This window comes from Galbibacter sp. L-19 (assembly GCF_056857615.1).
Genome location: NZ_JBSXNL010000072.1, coordinates 16,290 through 36,253 on the forward strand (window position 1 = coordinate 16,290; position 19,964 = coordinate 36,253).

General features: G+C 33.4%; 20 protein-coding genes. 3 read left to right on the forward strand and 17 right to left on the reverse strand.

Going from position 1 to position 19,964, the window contains the following annotated elements; all coding sequences use genetic code 11:
- Nucleotides 1–66: 66 nt before the first annotated feature.
- Entirely contained in the window at nt 67–984 is a 918-nt protein-coding gene (locus tag AC13CQ_RS16135) for a DUF3078 domain-containing protein (RefSeq protein WP_335587050.1), read from the forward strand.
- A 152-nt stretch (nt 985–1,136) separates the two neighbouring features.
- Here AC13CQ_RS16135 and hflX read toward each other — a convergent pair whose 3' ends face one another.
- A complete protein-coding gene (gene hflX, locus AC13CQ_RS16140) occupies nt 1,137–2,351 on the reverse strand; it encodes a GTPase HflX (protein WP_008611642.1) in 1,215 nt (404 codons plus the stop codon).
- Between the two features lie 53 nt (nt 2,352–2,404).
- Here hflX and AC13CQ_RS16145 point away from each other — a divergent pair, with 53 nt between their 5' ends.
- Both AC13CQ_RS16145 and AC13CQ_RS16150 read left to right on the forward strand, forming a co-directional pair.
- Entirely contained in the window at nt 2,405–3,355 is a 951-nt protein-coding gene (locus AC13CQ_RS16145; protein ID WP_474507444.1) for an endonuclease/exonuclease/phosphatase family protein, read from the forward strand.
- Nucleotides 3,356–3,618: 263 nt separating this feature from the next.
- Nucleotides 3,619–6,606, forward strand: coding sequence for a S8 family serine peptidase (locus AC13CQ_RS16150; RefSeq protein ID WP_474507445.1), 2,988 nt, complete (start codon nt 3,619–3,621; stop codon nt 6,604–6,606).
- Nucleotides 6,607–6,799: 193 nt separating this feature from the next.
- On the opposite strand, the gene AC13CQ_RS16155 is transcribed toward AC13CQ_RS16150, so the two are convergent.
- The 16 genes from AC13CQ_RS16155 to AC13CQ_RS16230 all read right to left on the reverse strand — a co-directional run bounded on the left by AC13CQ_RS16155 (nt 6,800) and on the right by AC13CQ_RS16230 (nt 19,886).
- Entirely contained in the window at nt 6,800–7,513 is a 714-nt protein-coding gene (locus AC13CQ_RS16155) for a 3'-5' exonuclease (protein ID WP_474507446.1), read from the reverse strand.
- Nucleotides 7,503–8,660 carry a serine hydrolase domain-containing protein gene (locus AC13CQ_RS16160; protein WP_474507447.1) on the reverse strand — a complete coding sequence of 386 codons (1,158 nt, stop codon included), beginning with the start codon at nt 8,658–8,660 and terminating at the stop codon, nt 7,503–7,505. The genes AC13CQ_RS16155 and AC13CQ_RS16160 overlap by 11 nt, the downstream gene beginning before the upstream one ends.
- Before the next feature lie 43 nt (nt 8,661–8,703).
- A complete protein-coding gene (locus AC13CQ_RS16165; RefSeq protein WP_335587083.1) occupies nt 8,704–9,177 on the reverse strand; it encodes a methylated-DNA--[protein]-cysteine S-methyltransferase in 474 nt (157 codons plus the stop codon).
- Nucleotides 9,158–10,264, reverse strand: coding sequence for a CNNM domain-containing protein (locus AC13CQ_RS16170; protein WP_008611651.1), 1,107 nt, complete (start codon nt 10,262–10,264; stop codon nt 9,158–9,160). Before AC13CQ_RS16170 ends, AC13CQ_RS16165 begins: the two co-directional genes overlap by 20 nt.
- Nucleotides 10,265–10,360: 96 nt before the next feature.
- Nucleotides 10,361–10,864, reverse strand: coding sequence for a DinB family protein (locus AC13CQ_RS16175; RefSeq protein WP_008611654.1), 504 nt, complete (start codon nt 10,862–10,864; stop codon nt 10,361–10,363).
- Nucleotides 10,865–10,868: 4 nt separating this feature from the next.
- Nucleotides 10,869–11,858 (reverse strand): porphobilinogen synthase, encoded by a 990-nt coding sequence (hemB, locus tag AC13CQ_RS16180; RefSeq protein WP_008611655.1) that lies wholly within the window; start codon nt 11,856–11,858, stop codon nt 10,869–10,871.
- A 130-nt stretch (nt 11,859–11,988) separates the two neighbouring features.
- Nucleotides 11,989–12,966: a DUF4421 family protein gene (locus tag AC13CQ_RS16185; protein ID WP_474507448.1), complete on the reverse strand. Its 978-nt coding sequence runs from the start codon at nt 12,964–12,966 to the stop codon at nt 11,989–11,991.
- The gene (gene hemF, locus AC13CQ_RS16190; protein WP_474507449.1) at nt 12,954–13,859 is read right to left on the reverse strand and encodes an oxygen-dependent coproporphyrinogen oxidase; all 906 of its coding nucleotides are present in this window, start codon (nt 13,857–13,859) and stop codon (nt 12,954–12,956) included. The genes AC13CQ_RS16185 and hemF overlap by 13 nt, the downstream gene beginning before the upstream one ends.
- Nucleotides 13,860–13,863: 4 nt before the next feature.
- On the reverse strand, nt 13,864–14,487 hold the full coding sequence (locus tag AC13CQ_RS16195; protein WP_008611658.1) for a hypothetical protein: 624 nt from the start codon (nt 14,485–14,487) through the stop codon (nt 13,864–13,866).
- A 5-nt stretch (nt 14,488–14,492) separates the two neighbouring features.
- A complete protein-coding gene (locus AC13CQ_RS16200; RefSeq protein ID WP_474507627.1) occupies nt 14,493–16,040 on the reverse strand; it encodes a hypothetical protein in 1,548 nt (515 codons plus the stop codon).
- Between the two features lie 21 nt (nt 16,041–16,061).
- Nucleotides 16,062–16,439 (reverse strand): hypothetical protein, encoded by a 378-nt coding sequence (locus AC13CQ_RS16205; RefSeq protein ID WP_474507325.1) that lies wholly within the window; start codon nt 16,437–16,439, stop codon nt 16,062–16,064.
- Between the two features lie 58 nt (nt 16,440–16,497).
- The gene (locus tag AC13CQ_RS16210; RefSeq protein WP_335587056.1) at nt 16,498–16,896 is read right to left on the reverse strand and encodes a hypothetical protein; all 399 of its coding nucleotides are present in this window, start codon (nt 16,894–16,896) and stop codon (nt 16,498–16,500) included.
- A 24-nt stretch (nt 16,897–16,920) separates the two neighbouring features.
- A complete protein-coding gene (locus AC13CQ_RS16215; protein ID WP_474507628.1) occupies nt 16,921–17,430 on the reverse strand; it encodes a DUF6973 domain-containing protein in 510 nt (169 codons plus the stop codon).
- Nucleotides 17,417–18,445 carry a uroporphyrinogen decarboxylase gene (gene hemE / locus AC13CQ_RS16220; RefSeq protein WP_474507327.1) on the reverse strand — a complete coding sequence of 343 codons (1,029 nt, stop codon included), beginning with the start codon at nt 18,443–18,445 and terminating at the stop codon, nt 17,417–17,419. Before hemE ends, AC13CQ_RS16215 begins: the two co-directional genes overlap by 14 nt.
- 92 nt (nt 18,446–18,537) lie before the next feature.
- Nucleotides 18,538–19,182 (reverse strand): uroporphyrinogen-III synthase, encoded by a 645-nt coding sequence (locus tag AC13CQ_RS16225; RefSeq protein ID WP_474507328.1) that lies wholly within the window; start codon nt 19,180–19,182, stop codon nt 18,538–18,540.
- Between the two features lie 11 nt (nt 19,183–19,193).
- On the reverse strand, nt 19,194–19,886 hold the full coding sequence (locus AC13CQ_RS16230; RefSeq protein WP_008611667.1) for a potassium channel family protein: 693 nt from the start codon (nt 19,884–19,886) through the stop codon (nt 19,194–19,196).
- Nucleotides 19,887–19,964 lie beyond the last annotated feature (78 nt).

Here is a 19,964-nt window from a genome sequence, read left to right on the forward strand (position 1 = left end):
AACTATCTACAATAAGTATTAATTTTGCACGAATTTTAAAAACTAGTTAACTTAAAATTAAAATCAATGAGAAAACTATTAGTAATAGGGGCGCTAATATTTGGAATGTCTTTTACGTATGCTCAGGATGCTGATGCAGAAGAAACTCCAAAACAAGGGTGGACTAAAGGAGGAACTTTCACTTTTTTAATCAATCAATCTGCTTTTAGTAATTGGGTTGCTGGAGGACAGAATAATATTTCTGGAACAGCGGGTATTAATTACGACTTTAATTATTTAAGAGGGGAATGGTCTTGGGATAATAAAGTAATAGCTTCTTATGGTCTTACAAATAACGATGACCAAGGAACACGTAAAACAGACGACCGTTTTGAGTACAACTCATTAGTGGGGAAAGAAGCTTTTGGAAATTGGAATTATTCTTTTTTCTTAAACTTTAGAACTCAATTTACAGACGGTTATGATTACGATAATGACGCTGATGGAGATTTTCGAACTTCAGGATTATTTAAACCAGCTTATTTAACTTTTGGTCCTGGTTTAGAATGGAAGAAAAACGAAAACCTTAAGTTTAATTTAGCACCAGCTACTTCTAAAATGACCTTTATTAGTGATGATCTTTATATTTATGATGATGATATTGATGATTTCGTTGCACATTCTGGTCCATCAAATATTAATGCTTTACAAGCATACGGAATTGATCCAGGAGATACTTTTCGTTACGAGTTAGGTTTTTATGCTTCAGGGTATTACAAGTTTACAGCTATGGAAAATGTAACTATTGAAAATACACTTAATATGTATTCTAATTATTTAGAAGATCCACAAAATGTAGATTTTGATTATACATTAAACGCCATATTAAAGATCAATGAATATCTTTCTACAAATTTTACACTTCAATTAGTGTATGATGATAATGCTGTTACAGCATTACAGTTAAGAGAAGTATTTGGTTTAGGAGTAAACTTCGGATTCTAAGAAATATTTAAACAAGTTTATAAAAAAATACCTCGACTATTTTGTCGAGGTATTTTTTTGCCTAAAGCCTAAAGCCTAAAGCCTAAAGCCTAAAGCCTAAAGCCTAAAGCCTAAAGCCTAAAGCCTAAAGCCTAAAGCCTAAAGCCTAAAGCCTAAAGCCCTTCCTCATATTCAGGATACAAAAAGCTGTTATACGGAAAACGTGTTACGTGTATTTCCCTAACAGAGTCGTATACCTTCTTTCTAAATTCTTCTAGATTTTCTTTGTTTAAAGCTGAAATAAAGAGCACATCCTTACTATCTAATCTGCTCATCCAAGTTTGTTCCCATTCTTTTAAAGTGAAGTGTTTTGTAGTTTTCTCGGTAACTAAATCATCTTCATCAATGGTTTCATGCTCGTAATTGTCAATTTTATTGAAAACCATGATTGTTGGTTTGTCAGCACTTTTTATTTCATCTAAAATCTGATTAACAGAGGCTATATGTTCTTCAAAATTAGGATGAGAAATGTCTACTACATGTAGTAATAAATCAGCTTCACGAACTTCGTCTAGCGTACTTTTAAAAGATTCCACCAATTGTGTTGGTAGTTTTCTAATAAATCCTACCGTATCACTCAATAAAAACGGAAGGTTCCCAATAACAACCTTTCTAACAGTGGTATCTAGGGTTGCAAAAAGTTTATTCTCTGCAAAAACATCACTTTTACTAATAACATTCATCAAAGTAGATTTTCCAACATTGGTGTAACCAATTAAAGCTACACGAACTAAAGCCCCACGATTACCGCGTTGCGTTTCCATTTGTTTATCTATCTTTTCGAGTTTCTTTTTTAGTAAGGCAATCCTATCTCTTACAATACGTCTATCCGTTTCAATTTCTGTTTCTCCAGGTCCACGCATTCCAATCCCCCCTCGTTGTCGTTCTAAGTGGGTCCATAAACCTGTAAGTCGTGGTAATAAATATTGGTATTGAGCTAATTCTACCTGAGTTCTTGCATAACTAGTTTGTGCACGTTGTGCAAAAATATCTAGTATTAAACTAGTTCGATCTAAAATCTTAGCTTTTAAGATTTTCTCAATATTTTTTTGTTGTGCGGGCGTTAATTCGTCATCAAAAATTACAGTTCCTATATCATTCTCGGATACATATTCTCTAATTTGTTCCATTTTCCCAGTTCCAATAAAGGTCTTTGGATTTGGAATGTCTACTTTTTGGGTGAATCTAGTAGCTACTTCCCCACCGGCAGTATATGCCAAGAACTCTAATTCATCTAAATATTCTCTAGACTTTTCTTCATCCTGCTCTTGGTTAATAATACCAATGAGCACCACTTTCTCATAATCTATTGTTTTCTTTTCCAGCATAAATAATAGTGTAAAGTACAAAGGTACACAATTGATTTTTTTATTTTTACACCATGAGCGATAACAATTTATATACGGTAGCATTTTATAATTTAGAAAACCTGTTTGATACCATTAACGATCCCAATATTTTAGATCAAGACTATACTGAAGATGGACGGTTGCAGTGGGATGATGACCGATATGAAAACAAAATTTATAAATTAAGTAAAGCAATTGCTCATATTGGTGCTAAAACGATAAGCGCTCCTCCTACATTGTTAGGTGTTGCTGAAGTTGAAAATAAAAAGGTCCTCAACGATTTGATTGCTACTGAGGCTTTAGCTGATGCCAATTATAACTATATTCATTATAATTCTCCAGATGAACGTGGCATCGATACTGCACTTTTGTATCAAGCAGATACTTTTGAGGTTGTTCGGAGTAAGGCTATTCCTCTTTTAGTGTATAATGAAGAAGGAATCCGAGATTATACTAGAGATATTCTACATGTTTTTGGAAAGTTATATGGCGAAGAAATTCATGTTTTTGTAAATCATTGGCCTTCTCGGAGACAAGGAGCTGGAGAGACAGATTATAAGAGAATTGCGGCTGCAAAAACATTGCATACCGTTATTGACCAGATTAGAGTTCAAGAAGAGAATCCGAAGTTTATTATTATGGGAGATTTTAACGATGATCCTCACTCTCCTAGTGTAAAAGAACATTTGGTAACGTCCAATTTCTATAACCCAATGGAAAAGTTGTTTATTCCAGATGAAAGAGGAAGTCTTACGCATAATTTTAGTTGGAATGTTTTTGATCAAATCATTATTTCAACCAATTTCTTTGATGCATATCGCAGTAAACTTACTTTTTTGAATGCTGATATTTTAGATGAACATTTTTTAACTGAATGGGAGGAGAAATACAAAGGTTTTCCCTTTAGAACATATGTTGGCACAAAATATCTTGGCGGTTATAGTGATCATTTTCCTGTTTTTATTCAGCTAAAAAAATCTTAGGAATCTGTTTTCTTACTTGTATGCTGTTTTTGGATGATTTTTAGGCTCTAAAACATCAAAATATCTATTAAAGGTAAAAATCATCGATGAAATACACTTTACTATACAGAAAAATACTACACATAAATTATTTATAATCTTACATTTTTTGCTATTTCATGTAATTCATCGAAAATCACAATGCATTTCATCGAATAAATCGTGCAGTTTATCGATAAGGTTTGGTTTAACTCCTACTTTAGTTATGCCAAATCACAAGAACTATGAAATCAATCCTACAAAAGACAGTTTTGTCTATCGCAATTACAGGAATTTTTCTTTTTAATGTCTCAGAAGTTGAAGCGCAACAGAAGTTTCAAAAAGCTACACATGTTCAAGATTTTCAAAGTAAGAATCTAAAATCGATTTCAGCTAAATTTAGAAGTAAAGCTTTATTGAATAAAGAAAAAGCACATAGTTTAGCACGTTCTAAAGGTTGGGAAGTGTCTAAAAAGCTTCCAAATGGTGGCTATATGGAATTAGAAAAAGTGGGTCCAGATGGGGCGCCTATTTATTTTACAACATTTAATGATAATGTGGTACATGCATCTAGATCAAATTCACTTTATAGAACTGGAGATTTGCATTTAGATGTAGATGGAATTGGCATGCATGTAGGAGTTTGGGATAGTGGAAATGCTTTAATGTCTCATCAAGAGTTTACAGGGAGAGTTAAGTCTGGAGATGATTCAAAAAGAACAAGTGGACACGCAACGCATGTTTTAGGAACAATTATGGCAGCAGGGGTTGATAAAAAAGCAAAAGGTGTTGCTTTCAATGCAGAGGGAGTTACTTTTGATTGGACTAATGACGAGGCGGAAGTGGCAGAAGCAGCGGCAAACGGATTATTACTTTCAAATCATTCTTATGGAATTAGTGGAAAAACAATTCCAGATTGGTATTTCGGAGCATATATTTACCAAGCGCAAGAATGGGACGAGATTATGTACAATGCTCCTTATTATTTAATGGTTACAGCTGCAGGAAATACACAGCAATATCAATATAATGAAACTCCAAATGTAGGAACTCCAGCAGATGCAAACGATCTTTTACTTGGGTATGCAGTGTCTAAGAATGGATTGACAGTAGCCGCGGCAGATAATGTTGTTTTAGATGAAAATGAAAACCTTATTAGTGCAGATATTGCTTCTTTTAGTAATTTCGGTCCTACAGATGATGGTAGAATTAAACCAGATATTACAGGCGAAGGGGTAGATGTATATTCGGCTTATAGTGATACAGAAACTAGTTATGTTAGTCAATCTGGAACCTCAATGGCGGCTCCTGGTGTTACGGGATCTTTATTGTTACTTCAGCAATATTACAGAGAAACACACGGAACTTTTATGAGAGCGGCAACGCTTAAAGGATTAACATTGCATACCGCAGATGAGGCAGGTGCTTTTCCAGGGCCAGATTATAAATTTGGATGGGGAATTATAAATGCTAGAAAGGCTGCAGAAACAATTTCAAAAGCGGGATTCGAATCGGAAATTATTGAAGAGACTTTAAATGAAGGACAAACATATAGTTTTACTGTTGATGCGGAAGAAGGACAAACATTAATGGCTTCAATTTCTTGGACAGACCTTGCAAATGCATCAAAAAATGAAGGGAAGTTAAACGATCCAACATCAGTTTTAGTAAACAACCTTGATATAATTATTACTAAAGAAGGAGAAGAGACTGCTTATTATCCTTGGAAACTTTCTGTTAGTAAAGGAAATAGTGCTGCGGAAAAAGGAATTAATAATGTGGATCCGTTTGAAAAAGTTGAAATTCCTAATGCTTCAGGAACCTATAAAATTACGGTTACTCACAAAGGGCAATTAGCAACTTCTTCACAGGATTTTTCAATAGTTCTTACAGGAGTTAAAAAAAGCGCTTGTACATTGGACACTCCAAAAGAATTGTCTTCATCAGAAATTAAAGAAACAGAGGCAACACTAGAATGGGAAGTTGTGGCAGATGCAATTTATGAAGTTGCTTATAGAGCGCAAGGAAGTAATAAAAATACAAGTGGTTCTTGGAATACAGTTCTAGCTACTAAAAATAATAATAAATTAAGCTCATTATCGCAAAATACCATTTATGAGTGGAAAGTGAGAACTTTATGTTCTGAGTTAGCAGAATCTGAATATAGCGAGGTAAAAGTATTTAAAACTAAATTTATAGATACAGAAGCTCCAAATAGTGTTAAACATATTTCGGTTTCTGGTTTGTCTCAAACTCAATTAGAGTTAAGTTGGAAACAGGCAACAGATAATGTTGCAACGGTTGCTTATGAAGTTTTTATGGACGGAATTAAAATAGATGAGCTTGCTGAAAATAAATTAACAGTAACCGGATTACAGGCAAATACAGCGTATACTTTTACAATTGTAGCTAAAGACGAAGCTAAAAATACTTCTGAAATAAGCGATGCATATTCAGTAAGAACATTATCTAAAGAAAGTCTAACTGATATAATTGCTTTCAATGATTTTGAAAATGGAATAGGAGAGTGGAGTGCATCAGGAATTTGGGGAGCAAGTAAAGGAAAATATACTTTGGATAACTCTATAGCTGCAAGTAGTAGAGAAACAGGTTTGGCTTCAATCGTAACGCCAAAAATGAATATATTACCATATGAAAAAATAGCGTTAGACTTCTATGTTTTAGCAACAGCTATTAAAAATAATGATAAAATATCTGTATCTGTAAATAATGGTAATGGTTGGGATTTATTAGAGACCTATGTTATAAATGATGAAGTAGCGAATGGATATTTCTATCAAGCTACATTAACTCTTACAAACAAAGAGCTTAAATTTTCTGAAAACACTCAATTTAAAATAGAAACACAAATTTATAATGAGACTACTAGCATTTACATTGATAATGTTACTGTTAGAGGTTTTGCAAATAGTGCAAGTAAAGAAAGCTCTTTAGATAGATTGGCAGCAATGGATGCTAGTGAACTTCTAAAGACTCAAGATGATATAAAGAGAATAAGTGTATATCCAAATCCAACAGTAAATAATATTACTATTAACGGACTTTCTGCTACTAACGATGCTTACCAAATTTATAATTCGGCAGGAAATATTGTAGCTACAGGAAATGGTTACAATAAAAGTATTGATGTATCTCGTTTTCCATCTGGACTTTATGTAGTTGCAGTTCAAGAAAATGGAAAAATGACTGGAGCCAAGTTTTTAAAGAATTAGAACAGTGCCCAGTAGGCAGTCTGTAGTTGAGAGTTTAAGGCTTATAGTTGATAATTGAAAAATCTTTCTCTTGATTCAAAGATTGAAAGTTTTTCGAATTGACTTCTCTATTTTATAGTCAAAAAACATCATAACAACGTAACTTCATAACTATTTAACTTTTTACTTTCAACCTTAAACTCTCAACTAAAAATTACACATGTTTAATTTCTGAATCGTCTAAAATATCCTGTCCTCTTAAGCGAAGAAAAATTTGAGCTACGGCAATGACATCTTTTTCGCAATAAGTTACAATCTTATCGATATCTTTTTCTATGTAAAACACATGGCAAACCATACTTCCATCAATATCGTCTTTTGGCGATGAGATGTCTAAAATATTAGTAAGTAGCTTAAGAGAAGTATAATGCTTATAATCGCCAAACTTCCAGAGTTCCATGGTGTCTAAATGAGGGATTTCCCAAGGTTTTTTTCCAAATAAATTAAGTTTTGTAGGTAATCTTATTCCATGAATAATCATTCTTCTTGCAATAAAAGGGAAGTCAAATTCCTTAGCATTATGTCCGCAAAGTAATTTATAAGGTTCGTTATAATGAGTCTCTAAAAGGTTTTTAAATTCGTTCAAAAGATCTTTTTCTTCTCCGTGAATTGAGGTAACTCTAAAGCTTCTTGTATTACCTTTAAAGGTAAAATATCCTACAGAGATACAAACAATCATTCCAAATTCCGCCCAAATACCAGCACGATCATAAAATTCTTCTGGTGAAAAATCTTCCTTTCGCTGATATTGTGTTTTATGTGCCCAGAGTTCTTTTTTTGTAGGGTCTAAAGCATCAAAATTATCATGCTCTGGAACTGTTTCAATATCGAGGAATAAAATATTTTCTAGACTAATTTTAGTTAGCATCGTTTATTATTTTATAGGATTCATCAATATATTCATAAATGTCTTTACTGAAAGAATTTATTTGTTCTGATGAGGTCTGGTCTCCTAAGCGAACTATAATTAAGTTATCCTCTGGTTGAACAATTACATACTGACCTAAATGACCTCGGAGCATAAAAAAGTCTCTTCCATTGTAATTATTTAGTAACCATAAACCATAGCCATACATTTGTCCGTCTTTAAATCTAGGTTTTGTAGCTTTTTCAACAAAAGTTGAATCCAAAAGTTGTACACCGTTCCATTTACCATTGTCTTTATAGAGCTTGCCAAAGCGAGCAAAACCTCTTGCAGTGGCAGCAATACAGCAATAAGCCTTTGCGAGTCCGGATTCTTTACTATCTAATTGCCAAAGTCCCATTTCTGTGGCGCCCATGGGTTGCCAAAAACTAGCGGATAAATAATTTGCTAAACTTTGTTTAGTACTTTTCTGGATAATCATTGCCAGTAATTGTGTATTACCACTTAGGTATTTATAAGATTCTCCTGGGGTGTCAACTACTTTTAATCCGAGAATTATTTTTGTTAGGTCATCATCAAAGTAGGCACGGGTAGTGATGGAAAATGGACTGTAATAAGCTTCATCCCAATTGAGACCACTGCCCATTGAAGCTAGATCTCCAACAGTCATTTTTCTACCAATTGGAGTATCAAATTCTTTATAAAAATCTGCTACAGGTTGATCTAAACTTTTTATATACCCCTCTTGAATTGCCTTTTGTAATAGGGTTACAACTAGGGTTTTTGCCATTGAAAATGAGTTTGTACGACTCATCTCGTTGTATTCATTATAATATTTTTCTCTAAAAATAGAATCGTTTTTTATAATGAGAAAAGCAGCTGTTCCATATTTTTGATTGAGTTTGTCAAGATTTTCAGATACTATATTTTGATAGAATGGGGCTTTTGGCCATGGTTGAGGATTAACTCCTTTCTGAATAATTTCATTGTCGAAATACTTAAAATCATCTATAAAAGCAGTGGAATGCCCTGTTAAATAGGTTACACGAACGGCTTTTATCAAGTAATCATATCCGAAGATATATAGAGCAATCCATGTTATTCCTATAATAAATAGGAAGGCTCTGAAAATTTTACGTATCATTTTCATAGAGAGTTTGATGAAATTAAACTAAATATAGGAATTAATCTGTTTAAAAAAGCTTTTGTTGAGGAGATGGACTTTCGTGTTCTAAAAGCCATTTTTTGCGCCATAAGCCACCTGCATAGCCTGTAAGAGAGCCATTGGTGCCAATAACACGGTGGCAGGGAACAACAATCCAAAGTGGATTTTTACCATTGGCAGAGGCAACAGCTCTAATAGCTTTTACATCGCCTAATGTTTTTGATAGTTCTAAGTAAGAAGTTGTTTTTCCGAAGGGAATATTTAGTAATTCTTTCCAAACACGTTTTTGGAAATCTGTTCCTTGCGGGTTTATTTTGAAATTAAACTGCACTAGATTTCCTGTAAAATATGCCTGCAGTTGTTGGGTTGCTTCTTTTAAATCATCAGGAATGTTTGTAGAAATAGTAGTTTCTTCATCTAAAACAGTAATAGAAGTAATTCCATTTTTATCTCCAACAATTTTTGTACTTCCAAGGGGAGTTTTAATTACTGCTTGTTCCATCATTCTCTTCAATTGGCTTTTCAAAAATACCCATTCTTTCTGCTCTAATTTGCCAATTTCTACGTGCTAATAATTGTAAATCTTCTACATTATCACTTTCATCAACAATTTCGAGTCCTAGCATGGTTTCTATAATATCTTCCATTGTTACGAGTCCGCTTATAGAACCGTATTCGTCAACAACCAAAGCAATATGATCTTGATTTCCTATAAATTTTTCAAAAAGTTCTGGTAGCGGAATACTTCGTTTAGAAATTAAAATATCTCTGCGGAGGGTACTTAATTTTTCATCACCTTCTCCATTAATCATAGCTTCCAGTACTTGATCTTTTAAAACAAAACCAGTAATATTATCAACATTATTTTTATAAATAGGAATTCTGGAGAATCGAAGTTTCGGATTTCTATTAAAGAATTCTTGGATTGTTAAATCTTCCGAAGCTGTTTTCATAACGGTACGTGGAGTCATAATATCTTTTGCCCAAATCTGATCGAAACGCATTAGGTTTTTAATCATGGTCGACTCAGATTCTTGGAAAACCCCTTCTTCTTGAGCGATATCTGCCATAGCTGTAAAATCTTCTCTACTGAAAACAGACCCATGTGCACTTTTCCCACCGATAAGTTTTGTTGTTAATTTTAAGAGCCAGATAATTCCTGTCCATTTTAAGGGAAAAATCATTATAGTCAATGTCTTAGCAGTAAAATTTCCTAATCGTCTCCAATAGGTTGCTCCAATAGTTTTAGGGATAATTTCTGAAACAACAAGAATTAAAACGGTCATAATAGCCGATACAATTCCGACAATATTAAAACCTAAAATATCAATTTTATATGGTAATTTTTCAGCTTGAACCCCCACTAAAATTGCGCCAACCGTATGTGCAACGGTATTGATAGTTAAAATAGCAATAAGCGGAGCATCTACATTTTGCTTTAACTTTTCAAGGGTAAAGGCATATGTCTTTCCTTCTTGTTTCTTTACGTTTATAAATGTTGGTGTAACGCTCAAAAAAACAGCCTCGAGTACAGAACATAAAAACGAGAAGAAAATTGAAACGAGGGCAAATAAAATTAATAATCCCATATAATTGATTTGTAGCTAAAATACGTATATAAATACTAAGAAGCAAAAGAAGGGTTTATCCCTAATGATTGTCTAAATGTAAGAATACTCTTAAAATTACCATCCTACATATTTAGGAGGTTTGATATTGTTTAGATTTAAATAAACTATTAATTGTCCGCGGTGATGTGTTACATGGTCTTGTAATAAATTGAGGATTTGCAATTTGGTTTTTTTGCCTGCAAAGAAATCTACTTTATCTACTAGTGTTGAGTCTGGAGTTTTTATAACTGCATTTTTAACTGCATCAAAAGAAGTGGAAATTGATTTTAATAGGGCTTCTTTGTTACTGTTTTCTACTTTTTCATCCTTAATATCAGCCTCAAAATAAGTTTTACCGAGCCAATTCATGTTTTGTTGAATATGTAGGAGTTGTTCTTTAAAACTCATTTCGCGCTCGGTAGGCTTGTAGTCGTACTTTTCTTCGGGCATTGATTGTGCTATTTGTAGTAAATAGCTTTTAGAGTTTTCCCATTTTTCGCTAAAGGTGGCAACCGAAAAATCTTGAGCAGATAACGTAGTTATTGTCAGGATAAAAATAATAGAGAATAGATTTTTCATCAATTTAAGAAATTAGTTTAACTACATCTTTTGCAAAATAGCTAGCAATAATATCGGCACCAGCTCTTTTAATTGCAAGAGTTTGTTCTAAAATAACTGCATCATGGTCGAGCCATCCTCTTTCAGAAGCGGCTTTTATCATTGCATATTCACCACTTACTTGATACACGGCTACTGGTACTTCAAAATTATTCTTAAGGTCTCGAACAATGTCTAAGTAGCAAAGTCCAGGTTTTACCATAACAATATCGGCACCTTCGTCTATATCCATTTGTGTTTCTTTTAAAGCTTCGGTACGGTTGGCAGGATCCATTTGGTAGGTTCTTTTATCCTTAGGAATATCTTTTGCATCTACAGGAGCAGAATCTAAGGCATCTCGAAAAGGGCCATAAAAAGCAGAAGCATATTTGGCGCTATAACTCATTATTCCAGTATTTATAAAACCTTCGTTTTCTAATGTTTCACGCATTTTTAAAATTCTACCGTCCATCATATCACTTGGTGCTACAAAATTGGCTCCTGCTTGTGCGTGGGATAGAGCCATTTTGGCCAATACTTCTGCGGAAGGATCGTTTAATATTTGTCCGTTTTCTACAATTCCATCATGACCATAAGCCGAATATGGATCTAGCGCTACGTCGGTCATAACCAACATTTCTGGAACTGCATTTTTTACAGTTTTTATTGCACGTTGCATTAATCCATCTGGGTTGAGTGCTTCGGTACCTTTATTATCTTTTAAATTGTCTGGTACTTTTACAAAAAGTAAAACCGATTTTAGTCCCATGCCCCATAATTCTTTTACTTCTTTTTCAAGTAGATCTAAACTGAAACGGAAGTAATTTGGCATGGAAGCAATTTCTTCTTTTATGTTTTTACCTTCTACTACAAATAAAGGAACCAAAAAATCGTTTGGAGTTATAATGGTTTCTTGTACCAAACTACGAATAGCTTCATTGGTTCTTAAGCGTCTGTTTCTTCTTAATGGATACATATTTTTGTTTTTTAATTTTATAATTCTGAATGAGGTTCAAAGGTTCAGAGGTTCAGAGGGGCAAAGGTTTTAATAGTATTTTCTTTACTTTTAAATTTCCTCATTTCCTCATTTCTTACTTTTACACGCTTCAATCTTCTTCAATCTTAAAAGTATCATTTATTTTATCGGCGGTTTTGGTTAGTATTTTTGGCGCTTTAAATCGGTAGCCTATATAAATATCTATATAAGCAATATTGTCGTCTAATTGGATATGGTTATGACCGTGGTATTTCAGTTTAGAAAAATCGGCATGAATCCCACCAAAATAGCGATTCAAATTAAATCCGAATACTCCATTTGCCGACATACTAAATAAGGTTGTAAAAATACCAGTACCCCCAAAATTATTATAATTAAGTCCTACACCTACAGAAGCACCTGCAGAAATAAACATATGGTCATTAATTACATAACTGTATTGATACCCAGGAACTAATCCTATGTTTGCCGATTGCAAATTTTGGTCAAAACCGCTGGATTCCATCACAAAATTAGTATAATCGTATGCTATTTTCGGTATCAAACTTCCAGCGCTTTTTGCTTGCCATTCCCGTTGTCCTACTGTTGCCCGATATGAAAACTTATCATTTAAAGAAAATGCAGTGGAGCCTTGTATTTTATTAGTTTCTAAGAGCGGAGCATCAAAATTTTCAGCATTACTTTTTACCTTAAACCCTCGTTGATGATAAAAACTTAAAGTTTGAATCAATCCTTTATAAATCCCTCTAAAATTTAGATTGTAAATATCAGAATCGGTATCATCGCCGTTGTTTCCTGGTAAGAAAGAAGGTGAAAATCCGAATCCAAATTCAATAAATCTATATTGGAAACCTAAAGCTAGGCGCTGTTTTTTATTAGGGATGATATCATACGTAGTTTTATTTTCACCTTGATAATAATCAAAACTATTAGAAACATCTATAAAAGAAAACCGGAGTCCTATTAAACTATTGAATCTTTTAATATAGCCATCATCAGATACGGTGTCTTTTTTAACCGTTTGTTCCTGAGAAAAACAGTTAAAAGAGAGAAAGAATAAAGATATATATATACTTATCCGACCCATTCTTTTGGAGCTTCCAATACTTTGATTAATTTTTCTTCTTCGCTTCCTTGTTCAGGATGATGGTTGTAAACCCATTGTACATGCGGCGGCAAACTCATTAAAATACTTTCAATACGACCATTAGTTTTTAGTCCGAAGAGAGTACCTTTATCGTGCACCAAATTAAATTCTACATAGCGTCCACGACGGATTTCCTGCCAATTTCTATTTGCTTTGGAATAAGGAAGTTTTTTTCTTTTTTCCACAATTGGGACATAAGCCTCTAAAAAGCTATTTCCAACTTCAGTAACAAAGTTATACCAATCTTCCATGTTTTTTTCTTCGGAAGCTTTACAGTAGTCAAAAAAGAGACCACCTATACCACGAGCTTCATTTCGGTGTGCATTCCAAAAATACTCGTCGCATTTCTTTTTAAAATCAGGATAGAAATTAGCATCATGTTTATTGCAAGCTGTTTTGCAGGTTTGATGAAAATGTTTGGCATCTTCTTCAAATAAATAATAAGGCGTTAAATCTTGACCACCCCCAAACCAACTATCTATAATTTCTCCTTGCTTATTGTACATTTCAAAATAGCGCCAATTTGCATGTACGGTGGGAACCATTGGGTTTTTAGGATGTAGTACCAAGCTTAATCCGCAAGCAAAAAAATTGCAATCTTCTACTTTAAAATATGCCTGCATGGTTGGAGGTAAAGGCCCATGAACTGCCGAAATATTTACGCCTCCTTTTTCAAAAACATCTCCGTTTTCTATTACTCGTGTGCGTCCACCACCGCCTTCTGGGCGTTCCCATAAATCTTGTTGAAATGTTGCCTTCCCATCTATTTCTTCTAATTTAGAAGTGATGGTATCTTGAAGCTGTTGTATATATTGGTAGAATTTATTTTTCATCTGTTTACTTTCCTTTATATGAAATTAATTTTCCTTCTATTATTGCGAGTATGCTGTAATATAAAATACCTAAGCATAAACCAGTTTGCGGAGCATCTAAAAATAAGCCGCCCGAACCTCCTAAGTTGTTTTTTAATTTATTGTAGCCTGATAAGTTTAAGAACTCATTGGTAAGTCCAAAAGGGGGAAGTATTTCCGAGCTAAAAGCTACTACAAAAATTAATATAAAATAAACAATAAGAGCTATAATAGAAAAAAGAATGGTTCGATCTTTAAATTTTTTATCGACATTAAAAAAGGCAAAACGCATTCTGTTTAAAACTACAAACATATACGTAATTAAAATTACGTTGTTGGGCATTGACTTGTTGAAGGCATAAGCAAAGAGTCCATAAAAAGGAACAAAGATGATGAGCGACCATTTTTTTGGCATTAATGCCATAAAAACACCAGAATGTACCAAAACAAATTCAAAAGCCATTAAGGATGACATTGAATAAATTTTTTCTGCTTGTGTTGGTTGCGGAAACACCCACAATTGTAATAATTGATAAACAATAAACACATTCATTAAAATGCCTGCATACTCAAATTGTCGGTCGTATTTTTCAATAATGCTGATGGACATGTTTTTTATGGTCTTGAAGATGTTTTTCGTTCAATTGTTTTTGCATGCCTAAATTTTAAATCATCCGTAAGAATGGCGAAAGTCGCTTTTGAAGCATTTTTTACAATGAATTTCATGGTGTACAAAATATCCCTTTTGCCGGGCACTTGCTCAATAAATTTTTGAGTGAATGCTTCGCCGTTTGTAGCTAAGTTTTCGTTCATGTTATTAATGATCCATTTGGCATCCAATTCTTTTCCATCTTTATCAAAAAACCGGAATGATTGATAATCAATGTTCATGTACTTTTTGAAGTTCAAGCTTACCGTACTGTCGGCAATTTTAAGATCGTAATCGGTGTTGCTCATGTTGGAATTTAGCGCTACTGTTTTTCTTTTGGTGGGTTTAAATGTAGTAATGTCTATTTCGACCTTTTCTATTTTTGGGACGGGTTGATATAAACCGGAATGATAAGGACCAAAATACATCGGGGTATAGTACGGAACATTCTTGTCGGGTTTTAAGTTGATGGTTTTTCCATTTTTATCATAAAATTGAATGCTGTTCACCTTTGAATAGGCGCCGGCCAAAAGGGAATCCATAACACTTTCGCTGTTGTTGAGGTAACCACTTAGATAGTACGAATTTTCCCGCCCAGGATAGGTATCGATTACAAGGCTGTCCAAGCTTTGTGCTATTGTTTTTTCAAGCTTTTCCCTGTCTGTTATTAATGGGGGCTTTTGGTATTCGTATTCAATTGATGAATTATCAAAGTTGCTGTATTTCATATAGCTGCTGTAGTACAGGTCGGGTTCTATTGTCATAAACTCTTCAAACATATCTGGGGCATGATAATTTTTTACCTTGTTTATCATAAAAACGCTGACATCATCATTTTCATGCGATACAAATTTGGTGTAAAGCGGTATTCCGGTTTTTTTGTCCAAAACATATTTCACCGCAATATTTGTGGTATCGTATTCTTTTTCCATAACACTCTTTCCATAAAGGATCACTTCTTTTCTTGTGATGTTTTTTACCGTATAATCATATGTTACGACTTGGCTCTTGACATTAAGGAATTCGCTGGAGATGGAATCGGTAACGCTCCAAGAGTATCCTTTTTTTAATACAATGCCTTCGTATAATTTATTGTTGCTAGGGTTGTGATACTTGCCAAATTCTTTTAAGGCCTCTTGTATCTTGTCAAAATCGTCGATGCCTGTATGGCTTACCAATTTTAAGGTTCCTTCTTCCGGTATAAAAATGAAAGGCTTGGAAATGATCTCCCTTACCTTTGTACTGTCTTGTCCCAAGCTTTCTGGGTTGTCGCTGTCCACCGTAAATATAGGAGACTTTACCTGAAACCGATCCACCTTCATGCGATACCCTTTGTTTTTTAAGAAAGTGGTCCCAATGATTGTTTTAAGGGCAAGGTCAATGCGTGAGGTGTTGAAAACAACCAATTCGGTCTCAAAAGGATACTGGTGATCTTTTTTTGGGTTGAATTCTAGTTTTTGACCAAAACCTTTAACTACGGCTAAGAATATTATATAAAAGATGAGTTTTTGCATACTGAAATAAATCTTGATGAATTAGTCTTTTGGAAATCGTTTTTTTACTTCTTCGTTGTAATCGTCCACAAATTTTTCAAACCATTCGGTAGATTGTTTTTGTAGTTTTCTCATTATTTCAACATAATCAACAAAAGAGTCTTTATGAATTCCGCCTTCACAGGCTGTAGCATGTTTAATATTTGGAAATATAGGGTCTGGAGTTATTTCTATTGTTTTTAAACGAATATTATGTTTTACATTTTTTTCTTTGAAGAGGATCTCATCGGGTTGTTCAGTAACGATTTGTGCAAGACTAACAACGTCATTTTCAAAAAGCGGATCTGCAAATTCCGATAATGGAATAAATCCGTCCTTATCCATCTTAAACTTATAATTTTCAAAATTGAATAAACTCATTTTTTAAATTTAGTGTTAACTTAAATCCCTCATGGAGGGTTTTATTTCTCTTGAATAGTTATAACCTGTAGGATTGCGCTTTTTGTATTTTCTGAATTAAATCAAAAGAAAAAGTTTTACTTTCCAATTGAGCGTATTCATAAATAGCGATTGTTTTTTCTGCTAGTTCTGATTGATTTTCTTTGGATTCAACTTCAATAATTTTCAATAGTAAATCTCCTAATTGTTCGTAATTTTCAAAGGATAAATTTTGAGTATGAAGTTTTTCTAACAATATATCAACATTGGTTTCTATAATAAATTTTATGGATAATAAGTAGGCAGTTTCTAATTGTTTATCTACTTCCTGCCTTTGTTCTTTTTTCCATAAATCTGGAACAAATTCAATGTTTAATAAACTTTCTAAAATGCGACTTAATCGTTCGTTTTCTTCATCTTTTAACCCTTTGCTTAGCATGATGTTCAGCGTTTATATTTTTGTCTATGTATCAATAAAAACAAGCTTGTTATTTGCTAATTTTATTTCATCTAAATTTGTTATTTGAATTGCTTCATTGGTGTTGTCTAACAAACTAGTAATAGACATTTCAAGATTTTTATTAGACGAATATTGTTTTTCAGCAAAACAAATTCCAACAGTATTATTATGAATATCCATAGCCCTTTCAAGCGGATTGTTTATAAAAGTATCTTCGTGCCAATCGGTTATAAATTTTGCCCATGAGGTGCTTTTTTTAATATTTTTCCCCGCTTTTAAACTAAAGTTAATAATTAAAAAAGTCCATAGTGCATGCCTGAAGGCATTAGCAATATTATTTTTATGGTGTGTATTTCCAAAGTGTGTTGTGGTAATAGAAATACATTTTTTAGTTGCTTTTATAAAACAATAAAACAAAATTGGGCGAGAAATAGCAATGCCTAAAAGTCGGATTAACTGACTCCAAGAAAGCGATTTTATAATTCGCCCAACATTCATTTTATTTATGCTCATATTCTTTAACCGCCTCAATAAATGCTTTGGCGTGGTCAACAGGGATATGTGGTAAAATACCGTGCCCTAAATTGACAACATATTTATCTTTTCCAAACTCATCAATCATTTCATGAACCATTTTTTTGATGGTAGGGATAGGAGATAGCAATCTTGACGGGTCGAAATTACCTTGTAAAGTAATATTTCCACCAGTTAAATAGCGTGCATTTTTAGGAGAACATGTCCAATCTACTCCTAATGCAGAAGCTTTACTTTTGGCCATATCTCCAAGTGCAAACCAACACCCTTTTCCAAAAACAATTACTTCGGTTTCGTCTGCCAAGGCTTCTACAATCTGATTAATGTATTTCCAAGAAAACTCTTGATAATCTTTAGGAGAAAGCATTCCTCCCCAAGAATCAAAAACCTGTACTGCATTGACACCATTTTTAACTTTTTCTTTTAGGTAAAGAATGGTAGTATCTGTTATTTTTTGAAGTAAAGCATGTGCAGCTTCTGGTTGTGAAAAGCAGAAACCTTTGGCTTTGTCAAAACTTTTAGAGCCCTGACCTTCTACAGCATAGCATAAAATAGTCCATGGAGAACCAGCAAAACCTATTAGCGGAACTTCATTGTTCAACATTTCTTTGGTAAGCTTAATAGCATCCATAACATAGCCTAATTCTTCATTAATGTCTGGAACAATAACTTGCTCTACATCTTTAGCAGAACGAATAGGGTTTGGAAGCCATGGGCCAACACCAGGTTTCATTTCTACCTCAATATTCATTGCCTGTGGAATAACCAAAATGTCGGAAAAAAGAATAGCAGCATCTGGTTTTACAATACGAATTGGTTGTACAGTAATTTCTGCTGCTAACTCTGGTGTACGGCAACGGGTAAAGAAATCGTATTTTTCTTTGAGTGCCATAAATTCTGGTAAATACCTTCCAGCTTGACGCATCATCCATACTGGTGGTCTGCTTACAGATTCTCCTTTGAGGGCTTTTAAAAATAAATCGTTTTTTATCATGTCTTTTTTATAATCCAATTATGCGCTAAGCAATTTTTTTTCGATAACCGAGATTTGAATGCTCCAATATTTAGCGTTAAATTTTTTTTAGTTTACTTATAATGTTTTATAACCTGAATAATAACGTTCTCAATAGTACTTCTATTTGCTGTTATAATGTTATTGGTGTGTTTTCTAGCTTCAGCCTCGGTGGTTTTACCGATGCAAAAAACTGTGGTTTCTTCAAATAAATTTCGTTGCGCAAAACTTTCTACTGCACTGGGGCTAAAAAAGAGGACACCATCATAAGTACGAATCATATTTTTTGAAGTTAAGGCTGTTTTATAAACTTCAATTTCTGATAGTTTTATCTGATTCTTTTTTAACAATTTTGGCAATTCTTCTCTACGGATGTTTCCACAGAATAAGGTAAATTCTTTTTCTGAATGCTTTTTTACAATCTGCTCTGCCAATGCCTGTGCTTGATATGATTTTTCTGTTACAGAAAAGCCTTTTTTCTTTAAGTAGGCCTCCGTTTTATCTCCTACACAAAAACAATTTTTTATTGTAATTTCACGATTAAGAATTGATTTAACTGCATTTTTGCTTGCGAAAATTGCATTTTCTATAACAGTCGGACTTTCAAATTCTATGGGTGATATTTTAATGAAATCTTCATCAAAGCAATTTATATTTTCTTTTAATAATAGTTCTTTTTGAGGGTTGGTTAATTTTTTGGTGCTCAATATTTCTATCATATATCAAAAAATTAGTTAGTCATTGCGTCTCCAAAGGTTGCAATATCTTCATTCCTACCAAAAACAATTAGCAGGTCGTCCTTTTTTATTTTAGTATCATTAGCAGGAAGTCCAATTACTTCTTTTTTCTTTAACTGATTTCCTAAAAAGTTCTTTTTATTGCAAGGGCGAATAATGGTAACAACATTTAAATTATACTGTTTTCTAAAATCTAAATCTTGAAGCGATTTATCCTGAAAAGAGTCATTTACCTTTACTTCAGAAATCGAATATTCATCATCTAAATTAAAATTATCGAGTACATTTCTTAAGTTTATTTTTCCTGTAAGATTTGCAGCAGCTTCTTGTTCTGGGTGGATAATATGCTCAATTCCCATAGCTTTAAGTACGGTGTCATGCACAGGAGATAGGGACCTACTGATAATTTTAGCTGAAAATTTTTCTTTTAAAATTGCAGTGGTAATAATAGCAGCTCCTTCATGTTCTCCAATAGCAACTACTGCAATATGTGTGTCTTTTAGCGGAAGAGAATCGTATGCCAATTCGTTGGTTGCATCTAAGCAAATGGTGTGGGCAATTTTATCTTTTAATAGATTTACCTTCTCCATTTTTAGATCTACTCCAATTACTTCATTTCCCGATTCGGTAAGCTTTAAAGCTAAAGAACTTCCAAAATTTCCTAAACCAAAGATGATAATCTTCACGCGAATAAATTTAAGTTAAACATTCAGTTTTCAATACTTTCAATAATTATGCAAGCAATTTTTACTTTTTAAAATGCT